At 61.5% G+C, this 8,447-nt stretch carries 8 protein-coding genes; 3 read left to right on the top strand and 5 right to left on the bottom strand.

The window, feature by feature from the left end:
• Nucleotides 1-368 precede the first annotated feature (368 nt).
• The 5 genes from D8U69_RS08795 to D8U69_RS08775 all read right to left on the bottom strand — a co-directional run bounded on the left by D8U69_RS08795 (nucleotide 369) and on the right by D8U69_RS08775 (nucleotide 4,875).
• Nucleotides 369-593 (bottom strand): MbtH family protein, encoded by a 225-nt coding sequence (locus D8U69_RS08795; protein WP_056856334.1) that lies wholly within the window; start codon nucleotides 591-593, stop codon nucleotides 369-371.
• An 81-nt stretch (nucleotides 594-674) separates the two neighbouring features.
• Complete coding sequence (locus D8U69_RS08790) at nucleotides 675-2,081, bottom strand: aspartate aminotransferase family protein (RefSeq protein WP_056856335.1); 1,407 nt, start codon at nucleotides 2,079-2,081, stop codon at nucleotides 675-677.
• A 57-nt stretch (nucleotides 2,082-2,138) separates the two neighbouring features.
• The gene (locus D8U69_RS08785) at nucleotides 2,139-2,621 is read right to left on the bottom strand and encodes a GNAT family N-acetyltransferase (protein ID WP_130907136.1); all 483 of its coding nucleotides are present in this window, start codon (nucleotides 2,619-2,621) and stop codon (nucleotides 2,139-2,141) included.
• Nucleotides 2,622-2,872: 251 nt separating this feature from the next.
• Nucleotides 2,873-4,198 (bottom strand): ATP-binding protein, encoded by a 1,326-nt coding sequence (locus tag D8U69_RS08780; RefSeq protein WP_056856337.1) that lies wholly within the window; start codon nucleotides 4,196-4,198, stop codon nucleotides 2,873-2,875.
• Nucleotides 4,195-4,875 carry a response regulator gene (locus D8U69_RS08775; protein ID WP_056856338.1) on the bottom strand — a complete coding sequence of 227 codons (681 nt, stop codon included), beginning with the start codon at nucleotides 4,873-4,875 and terminating at the stop codon, nucleotides 4,195-4,197. The genes D8U69_RS08780 and D8U69_RS08775 overlap by 4 nt, the downstream gene beginning before the upstream one ends.
• Nucleotides 4,876-5,027: 152 nt before the next feature.
• Here D8U69_RS08775 and dsbD point away from each other — a divergent pair, with 152 nt between their 5' ends.
• From dsbD to dsbG, 3 genes are read left to right on the top strand one after another with little or no spacing between them, the layout of a single operon-like run.
• Nucleotides 5,028-6,764, top strand: coding sequence for a protein-disulfide reductase DsbD (gene dsbD / locus D8U69_RS08770; RefSeq protein WP_130907135.1), 1,737 nt, complete (start codon nucleotides 5,028-5,030; stop codon nucleotides 6,762-6,764).
• A complete protein-coding gene (locus D8U69_RS08765) occupies nucleotides 6,764-7,618 on the top strand; it encodes a TlpA disulfide reductase family protein (RefSeq protein WP_056856340.1) in 855 nt (284 codons plus the stop codon). Before dsbD ends, D8U69_RS08765 begins: the two co-directional genes overlap by 1 nt.
• Nucleotides 7,594-8,361 carry a thiol:disulfide interchange protein DsbG gene (dsbG, locus tag D8U69_RS08760; protein ID WP_130907134.1) on the top strand — a complete coding sequence of 256 codons (768 nt, stop codon included), beginning with the start codon at nucleotides 7,594-7,596 and terminating at the stop codon, nucleotides 8,359-8,361. The genes D8U69_RS08765 and dsbG overlap by 25 nt, the downstream gene beginning before the upstream one ends.
• The last annotated feature ends 86 nt before the right edge of the window (nucleotides 8,362-8,447 follow it).

The raw sequence follows: 8,447 nt of genomic DNA, 5'->3' as shown, positions 1-8,447 counted from the left end.
TTTCTTGCCCCATCGAGAGGCCGAGTGGAGGTTCTGCGTAGTGGGCAACCCGGCAGGGATGCCGGGTTAGCCGCCCCCGGCCATGGATGGCCGATGGCGGCGGGCCCACGGAGCAGGACCGGAGCGAGGGCATGCCGAGCCTAGGCGAGGCACCGAACGAAAGGGGCAAGAGCGTTTGGTTACTTTGCGCTTTTCAAAGTGACCCGCTGTAAGAGCGGAACCCTAAGCCGCCGTTACCGCAGCAACGGATATGTACACCTCACAACGTAAAGCCGCCGCTACCACAGCAACGGATATGTACACCTCACAACGTAAAAGCCGCCGTTACCACAGCAACGGATATGTACACCACCAAAACAAAAAAAATCTTAGAGAGCCACACCCTGCTCATCCATCTTGCGCCGCAAGCTCAACGGACGCATGTCAGTCCAGGTCTCCTCGATGTAAGCCAGGCACTCCTTTTTCAACCCGCTCTTGCCCACGGTACGCCAGCCTTGCGGCACAGCTTTGTAGTCGGGCCAGATCGAGTATTGCTCTTCGTGGTTGACCACGACCTGAAAGAGGATGTCCTCGCGGTCGAATACTGAAGTCATGCTGTTTCTCCATCACTTTAGGGTGGGCCGCACGCTGCGTGCAGCCGCGATGTAGAAGGAACGTTCCGGCCCCCGGAAAATTTAAAGCCCGGTGGTTGCAGCGGCCAATGCCCGGCCGAAAATCTCGGCGACGCGGTCGATTTCTGCGGCGGTAATCACCAGCGGCGGCAGGAAACGCACCACCGCGCCATGCCGGCCACCCAGTTCCAGGATCAAGCCACGCTTGAGGCATTCGCGCTGCACCAGCGGCGCCAAACGCGCAAAGGCAGGCGGATGCCCCAACGCGTCCAGCGCCCCCGTCGGGTCGACCAGTTCGACGCCAAGCATCAAGCCACGACCGCGAATGTCACCCAGTTGCGGGAAGTCGCGCTGCAGGATGCGCAAGTGTTCGCTCAAGCGCTCGCCCATGGCGGTGGCGTGTTCGCACACTTTGTGTTCAACCAGGTAACGCATCACCGCAGAACCGGCAGCCATGGCCATCTGATTGCCACGGAACGTCCCGGCATGGGCGCCCGGCAACCAGGTGTCGAGCCAGTCTCGATACACCACCACCGCCAACGGCAGACTGCCGCCGATGGCCTTGGACATCACCACCACGTCCGGAATGATCCCCGCATGCTCGAAGGCGAACATCTTGCCGGTGCGGGCGAAACCGCTCTGAATCTCGTCGACGATCAACGCGACGCCAGCCTTTTCGGTAATCCGGCGCAACCCACGCAACCAGTCCAGATCGGCCGGGATCACCCCGCCCTCGCCCTGCACAACTTCAACGATCACCGCCGCCGGCAATAGCACTCCGGCTTCCGGATCGTTCAACAGGTTTTCCAGATAACTCAAGTTGGCCTTGACCCCTTGCGCGCCGCCCAAACCAAAGGGGCAACGGTAATCGTAAGGGTACGGCATGAACTGCACGCCATTGCCGAGCAAAGCGCCCAGCGGCTTTTTCGGCCCCAGACTGCCCATCAGGCTCAACGCGCCCTGGCTCATGCCGTGGTAACCGCCCTGGAACGACAAAACGGTGCTGCGACCGGTGGCGGTGCGCACCAGTTTCAGCGCCGCTTCTACGGCATCGGTGCCGGTGGGACCGCAGAACTGGATTTTCGCTTGCGCGGCCAGTGCTGGCGGCAACAAGCCGAACAGGTCCTGTACGAACCGGTCCTTGACCGGCGTCGTCAGGTCAAGCGTATGCAGAGGCAACTCGTCAGTCAGCACTTGCTGGATGGCTTCGATCACCACCGGATGGTTATGCCCCAACGCAAGGGTACCGGCGCCCGCCAGGCAGTCGATGAACGTGCGACCTTCGACGTCTTCGACATGAATGCCCTTGGCGCGCTTGAGGGCCAGTGGAATGCGTCGCGGGTAGCTGCGGGCGTTGGATTCCTGTTGGCTCTGACGGGCCAGTAACGGCGATTCGGCGAACTGATAAAGCGACTCGGTCGGGGCGACCCGGGCCGGCTGATCTTCGATAAGACTGGTAGCGACTGACATCTCTCGACCCCTCAATAAGGTTTTCCTGTTGTGGAAACGCATCAGGGGCTCAAGGATTTAGACCTTCGACAAGGCTTTGTGCATAGGGATGACGGGGAGACCCGCCACTGTCAGGGGTTCGGCCTGCGGCTGGTAGCCCAGGCGCCGATAAAAGGCTTCGCCGGTTCGCGTGCTGTTCAATCGCGACTGGCGCAGCCCCTGATTGATCAGCCAGCCCTCGAGATCGCGCACCAACGCTTGGCCGACCCCGCGACGAAACCACTCCGGCATCACATAGCAGAACGCAACCTGCCCCTGATTCGACGCCATCGCCACCCCCACCGGTTTGTCGTGCAGCAGGGCGAGGTTGAGGTACAGGTGTTGATCCGAGAGCCAAAGCAGGATGTTTTCGTGGGTTTGATTTTGCGTCCAGGTCGCAACGACTTGCGGCTGATTACGATGGTCGAGGGCGCAACCGACCCGAATGGAGCGCTCGATGATGCGGCTGATGATACCGGCGTCGGCCGGAGTCGCCTTGCAGGTATGTATGGGTTCGTCCATGGCGCCGTTACCTCAATCCATTGAGTGTCACGGAACGATAGTTGTACGAGAGCCGGACGACCAATGCAGAGAAGTTACATTTGATGTAGCGCCCGCGGGAGCGGCGGTGCGACGATTCGACTTGCCCGCGATGGCGTCCTGGCAGGCGATATTGATGCTGAATCTGCCGACCTCATCGCTGGCAAGCCAGCTCCCACAGGTAATGTGTCGTGCCAGGTTGATGCGGCCAACACAAGACCTGTGGTGTTTGGTCAGACCGGTTGCAACGGCATGCTCAATTCAACCCGCAACCCATCCGGGCGGCTGTCGAAATGCAACGTACAACCACAGCGCTGGACGATGGCCTGGACAATTGCCAGGCCGAGACCGCAACCGGTGCTTTGACCGTTGCGCCAGAATCGCTGGGTCAGGTGTTGCACGTCATCCTCGGCAATGCCCGGCCCATGATCGCGGACCACGAACTGCACACGGTTGCCGCTGGTTTGCAGGCTGAGCTCAACCTCACCTTCGCCGGGCGTATGGCGCAAGGCGTTGTCCAGCAAGTTGCGCAGCGCGGCAATCGACAGCACCGCAGGCATTTGTACCGGCGCCTGGGAGACCCTGGCGGGCAATTGCAATTTAATGCGCTGGCGATCACCACCGGCGGCGTCCTGAATCGCCAGTTTTGCCACCTGCTCAGCGCTGCATTGCACACCGTCGTCAAACGACAAACTGCCCTCGACCCGGGCCAGCAACAACAATTGTTCAAGCGTGCGGTGCAGACGGTCGGCGCCCTCCTCGGCCCGGGCCAGGGACTGATCCCGAGCCGCGCCATCGGTCATGCGCGCCACCTGCAGATGGGTCTTGATCGCGGTCAGCGGGCTGCGCAATTCATGGGCCGCGTCACCGGTCAGCCGGCGCTCGCGCTCGATGGTCTTGCCGATGCGCTGGAACAGCTGGTTCTGCGTATCGAGCAGTGGTTGCAGTTCGCTGGGTAACGGCTGAACCTGCAAAGGTTCCAGGGAGTCGGCGCTGCGACGCATCAAGGCATCGCGCATGCGATTGAGCGGCGCCAGTCCCTGGCCGATCCCCAGCCACAACAGGCACAGGCAACCCAGCAGCGCCACACCCACCGGCACCGAAGCGGCCAGCAGGATCGACATGTTCAACGCTTCCCGTTCGATTTGCCGATCGGCGGTGGTGATCCGCAGATCGCCTCGCGCCAGGGTAAAACTGCGCCACGGTGCGCCGTCGATCATCTGATCGTGGAAGCCCATTTTTTCGGCTTCCAGGGTCTGGCCAGGGTCCGTGTGACTGCGGGCGAGGATTTCCCCACGCAGCGAGCTGACCTGGCACGCCATGCCACCGGGAATGCTCAGCTGTTCGGCACTGAAATGCGTGCCCTCGCCCTTGCTCGGCAATGGCGGCAATTGCTCCATCAGCCCGGCGACCATCCGCGCCGAAGCCACCAGGCGCTGGTCGAGGGAGAACATCATCTGGTTGCGCAAGTCGCTGAGCATCCAGGCCGCGGCCAGCGCCCAGATCAGCGCAAACGCGGCGCCGAGCGTCAGGCTCAGGCGCAAACGCAAACTCATCACTTCGATTGATCTCCCCCGTCGGCCGGCCCCAGGCGATAGCCCAGACCGCGCACTGTTTCAACGATGCCTTTACCCAGTTTGCTGCGCAGGTGATGGATATGCACGTTGAGGGCGTTGCTTTCCAGTTCGTCGTTGAAGCCGTAGACGCTGTCCTTGAGTTGCTCGGTGGACAACACCCGGCCACGGTTATGCAGCAGGGCCTGCAACAGCGACTGTTCGCGACGCGAGAGGTCCACCGGCCGACCGGCGAGCGTGGTTTCGCGGCTGCTCGGGTCGTAGGTCAGGGCGCCGTGTTCGATCAGATTGACACTACGCCCTGCCACCCGCCGCAACAGCGTATGCAGGCGCGCGGCCAGTTCGCGCAGGTCGAAAGGCTTGAGCAAATAGTCGTCGGCGCCGGCCTGCAGACCGTCGACGCGGTCAATGACCGAGTCCCTGGCCGTGAGGATCAACACCGGTAACTCCAGACCGTTGTGGCGCAATTGCTGAAGTAACTTCAGGCCGTCTTCATCGGGCAGACCGAGGTCGAGCACCATCACGTCGAACTCCGCCACCTTGAGCATCGCCCGGGCTGCAGACGCGGTGGCCACGTGCTCAACGGTCAGGCCCTGGGCGGTCAGGCCGGCGACGATGCCGCTGGCGATCAACTCATCGTCTTCGCAAACCAGTACGTGCATAAGAGCCTCGTGTAAATAAAGCGGATTAGGCCGGCGACCGATTAAGCGGACATTATGCCGCAAGTGCCATTGCCACAAGGCTGCCAAGGTTAATCATCGGTTAATCGTCGCCACCCATTGTGCTGCTCACTTGCAAAAGATAAGGCTTTTCCATGCGCCATCTGTTCCTACTCGTCGCCCTGTTGTTCTCCGGCCTGACCCAGGCCGGCACTGATCCGTTTGCAACCAAGCCAGAGTTTCTGCCGGTCGACAAAGCGTTTGTCTTTACCTCGCAGCGCCTTGAGTCCGGCGAAACCCAATTGTTCTGGCAGATCGCCGACGGCTATTACCTGTATCAGAAGCGGCTGAAGTTCGACGGTTTACCGATCGGGCAGCAACCTGCATTACCGCAGGGCGAAGCGCACAGCGACGAGTTTTTCGGTGATCAGCAAGTCTATCGCCAGGGTCTGGAGTTGAAGATTCCTGCCGGTGCCACGGGTCAGGTCAAGGTCGGATTCCAGGGCTGTGCCGACGCAGGTTTGTGTTATCCGCCACAAACCCAGGTCGTGGACCTGGGTAACAGCGACGCCGCCGTTGCAACTGACGAAGCGCCGGACCAGGCATTGGCCAGCGGCCTGCAAAAGCAGGCATTGGGTTGGAGCTTGCTGGTGTTTTTCGGCCTCGGACTGTTGCTGGCGTTTACCCCCTGCTCGCTGCCGATGTTGCCGATTCTGGCGGGTTTGATCGTCGGCAGCGGCGCCTCGACCAAGCGCGGTTTTGCCCTCGCAGGCAGTTATGTGGTGAGCATGGCATTGGTCTACGCAGCGATGGGTGTGCTGGCGGCGCTGTTGGGGGCGAATCTGCAGGCACTGTTGCAAAATCCTTGGCTACTGGGCAGCTTCGCGGCGATTTTCGTATTGTTGGCGTTACCGATGTTCGGCTTCTTCGAACTGCAATTGCCGGTGGCGGTTCGTGATCGGCTGGAAAATGTCTCGCGCAATCAGCGCGGCGGCAGCCTGGTCGGCGCCGGTGTGCTGGGGGCTTTGTCTGGCCTGTTGGTGGGGCCGTGCATGACCGCGCCGCTGGCCGGCGCCCTGCTCTACATCGCGCAAAGTGGCAACGCGTTGCACGGCGGGCTGATCCTGTTTGCCCTGGGCATTGGCATTGGCATGCCGCTGCTGTTGCTGGTGACGGTCGGCAATCGCTTCATGCCCAAGCCTGGCGCCTGGATGAACCTGGTCAAAGGCATTTTCGGTTTCCTGTTCCTCGCCACTGCGCTGCTGATGCTGCGTCCGGTGCTGGATGAGTCCCTGTGGGTCGGTTTGTGTGGCGCGTTGCTGGTGATTGCGGCCTACAGCGCCTGGAAGCAATCGGACGGCTTCGGTCGCGTGGCGCATCTGTTCGGTGCTACTTCGTTGTTGCTGGGCATGTGGGGAGGCTTGTTGATGATCGGCGCAGCAGGCGGCAGCGATGATTTGTTCAAACCATTGCAGGTTTTCCGCGCTTCGAACTCGGCCGTTGCGGCTGTCCCGGTCGGTCACGACGCCTTCACTACCGTCAAGGACCCGCAAGCCCTGCAACGGGAACTCGACGCGGCGCAAGCGCAGGGCCAATGGGTACTGCTCGATTACTACGCCGACTGGTGCGTGGCGTGCAAGGTCATGGAAAAACAAGTGTTCGGTAAAACCAGCGTGCTTGAAGCCTTGAGCGATGTGCGCTTGCTCCGGCTGGACGTCACCGCCGACAATGCCGCCAGCCGTGAACTGCTCGGTCGCTACAAAGTACCGGGGCCGCCGAGCCTGTTGTGGATCGGTGCCGACGGCGTTGAGCGTCGCAGCCAACGCATCACCGGCGAGGTCGATGCCGACACGTTCCTGAAACGCTGGACCACCACCCGAGACGCTCGCTAATGCTGACCTTCACCCTCGGCACCTTTGCAATCGCGCTGAACCACCTGCTGCTGATCAGTGCCTTGGCACTGGCGACCTTTGTCGGTTGGCGAGTGGCCAAACGTGGGGGCGAGAACCCAGAGTCGGCGCTGTTCAGTCTGTTCCTGATCGGCATGCTCGCGGCGCGGGTCGGTTTCGTCGCCGTTTACTGGAACCACTATCGCAGTGATCCCTGGCAGATCATCGACCTGCGCGACGGCGGTTTCCTCGCTTGGCCGGGGGTGATCGCGCTGGTGCTTGCCACCCTGTACCGAGGCTGGCGTCGACCGGGTTTGCGCCGCCCTTTGGGCTTTGGTGTCGCCAGCGGCCTGGCGTTCTGGCTATTGGCGACCTTCTCCCTGGCGATCTACGAGCAAGGCACGCGCTTGCCGGAAATCGCCTTGCGTAATGCCGCCGGTGAAACGGTGCAACTGGCCGACTACAAGGGCGGCCCGCTGGTGATCAATCTGTGGGCCACCTGGTGTCCGCCATGCCGCCGGGAAATGCCGGTGCTGGAGAACGCTCAACAGCAACGCCCGGACCTGACGTTCCTGTTCGTCAATCAGGCCGAAAGCATGCAAAGCGTCGCAACGTTCCTGGAAACCCAAGGCCTCAGTCTGTCCAATGTATTGTTCGACGGCAGTGGTCGCCTGGGTCAGGCCGTCGGCTCAATGGCATTGCCAACTACGCTGTTCTACAGCCCCGACGGTCGCTTGCTGGGCAGCCATCTGGGTGAACTGTCGCAGGCCAGCCTGGCCCGCGCCCTGGAAAACTTCGATTCCGTACCTGCCACCTCTTCAAGGAAACTGCCATGCCCCGCCTCCGCCATCTGCTGACCCTGAGCCTCGGTGCCGTCCTGCTGCACTTGCCATGGGTGCAGGCCGAAGAGTTGCCCGAGGCGATCAAAAAGATCGAAGCCAAAGGCGCGAAGATCGTCGGCCAGTTCGATGCCCCTGATGGCTTGCGCGGGTACGCCGCGCAATACCAGAACCGAGGCATGGCGCTGTACCTGACGCCGGACGGCAAACACGTGCTGCTGGGCAATCTGTATGACGCCCAAGGCAATGACCTGAGCAGCGCACCGTTGCAGAAACTGGTGTACGCGCCAATGGCCAAGGAAGTCTGGGGCAAGATGGAAGCGAGCAACTGGATTGCCGATGGCAGCAAGGATGCGCCGCGTATCGTCTACATGTTCAGTGACCCGAACTGCCCTTACTGCAACATGTTCTGGGAACAGGCGCGGCCATGGGTCAAGGCCGGCAAAGTGCAGCTGCGTCACATCATGGTCGGCATCATCCGCGAAGACAGCCCCGGTAAATCCGCCGCCCTGCTCGCCGCCAAGGACCCGCAAAAAGCGTTGCAAGACCACGAATCCGCCGGCAAGGCCAGTACGCTTAAAGCCCTGAAGGAAGTGCCACCGGCAATTGCGGCGAAACTGGCGGCCAACATGCAGTTGATGGAAGACCTGGAGCTGCAAGCCACTCCGGCCATTTTCTACATGGACAGCAAGGGTGAACTGCAACAGCAGCAAGGTGCGCCGTCGCCGGACAAACTGGCGAAGATTCTCGGGCCTAAATAGTGTTCTGATTTTGATCGTTCCCACGCTCCGCGCGGGAATGCAGCTCGGGACGCTTCGCGCCCTTCCAGAGCCGGACGCAGAGCGTC

This window comes from Pseudomonas sp. Sample_16, from assembly GCF_004307665.1.
Classification (GTDB): Bacteria; Pseudomonadota; Gammaproteobacteria; order Pseudomonadales; family Pseudomonadaceae; genus Aquipseudomonas.
This window is presented reverse-complemented; position numbering and strand designations above follow the sequence as displayed.

Excerpts from the sequence above, each read along its gene's own strand:
- D8U69_RS08765 (WP_056856340.1), top strand. The coding sequence starts at position 6,764 with ATGCTGACCTTCACCCTCGGCACCTTTGCAATCGCGCTGAACCACCTG.
- D8U69_RS08775 (WP_056856338.1), bottom strand. The coding sequence starts at position 4,875 with ATGCACGTACTGGTTTGCGAAGACGATGAGTTGATCGCCAGCGGCATC.
- dsbG (WP_130907134.1), top strand. The coding sequence starts at position 7,594 with ATGCCCCGCCTCCGCCATCTGCTGACCCTGAGCCTCGGTGCCGTCCTG.
- D8U69_RS08795 (WP_056856334.1), bottom strand. The coding sequence starts at position 593 with ATGACTTCAGTATTCGACCGCGAGGACATCCTCTTTCAGGTCGTGGTC.
- dsbD (WP_130907135.1), top strand. The coding sequence starts at position 5,028 with ATGCGCCATCTGTTCCTACTCGTCGCCCTGTTGTTCTCCGGCCTGACC.
- D8U69_RS08785 (WP_130907136.1), bottom strand. The coding sequence starts at position 2,621 with ATGGACGAACCCATACATACCTGCAAGGCGACTCCGGCCGACGCCGGT.
- D8U69_RS08790 (WP_056856335.1), bottom strand. The coding sequence starts at position 2,081 with ATGTCAGTCGCTACCAGTCTTATCGAAGATCAGCCGGCCCGGGTCGCC.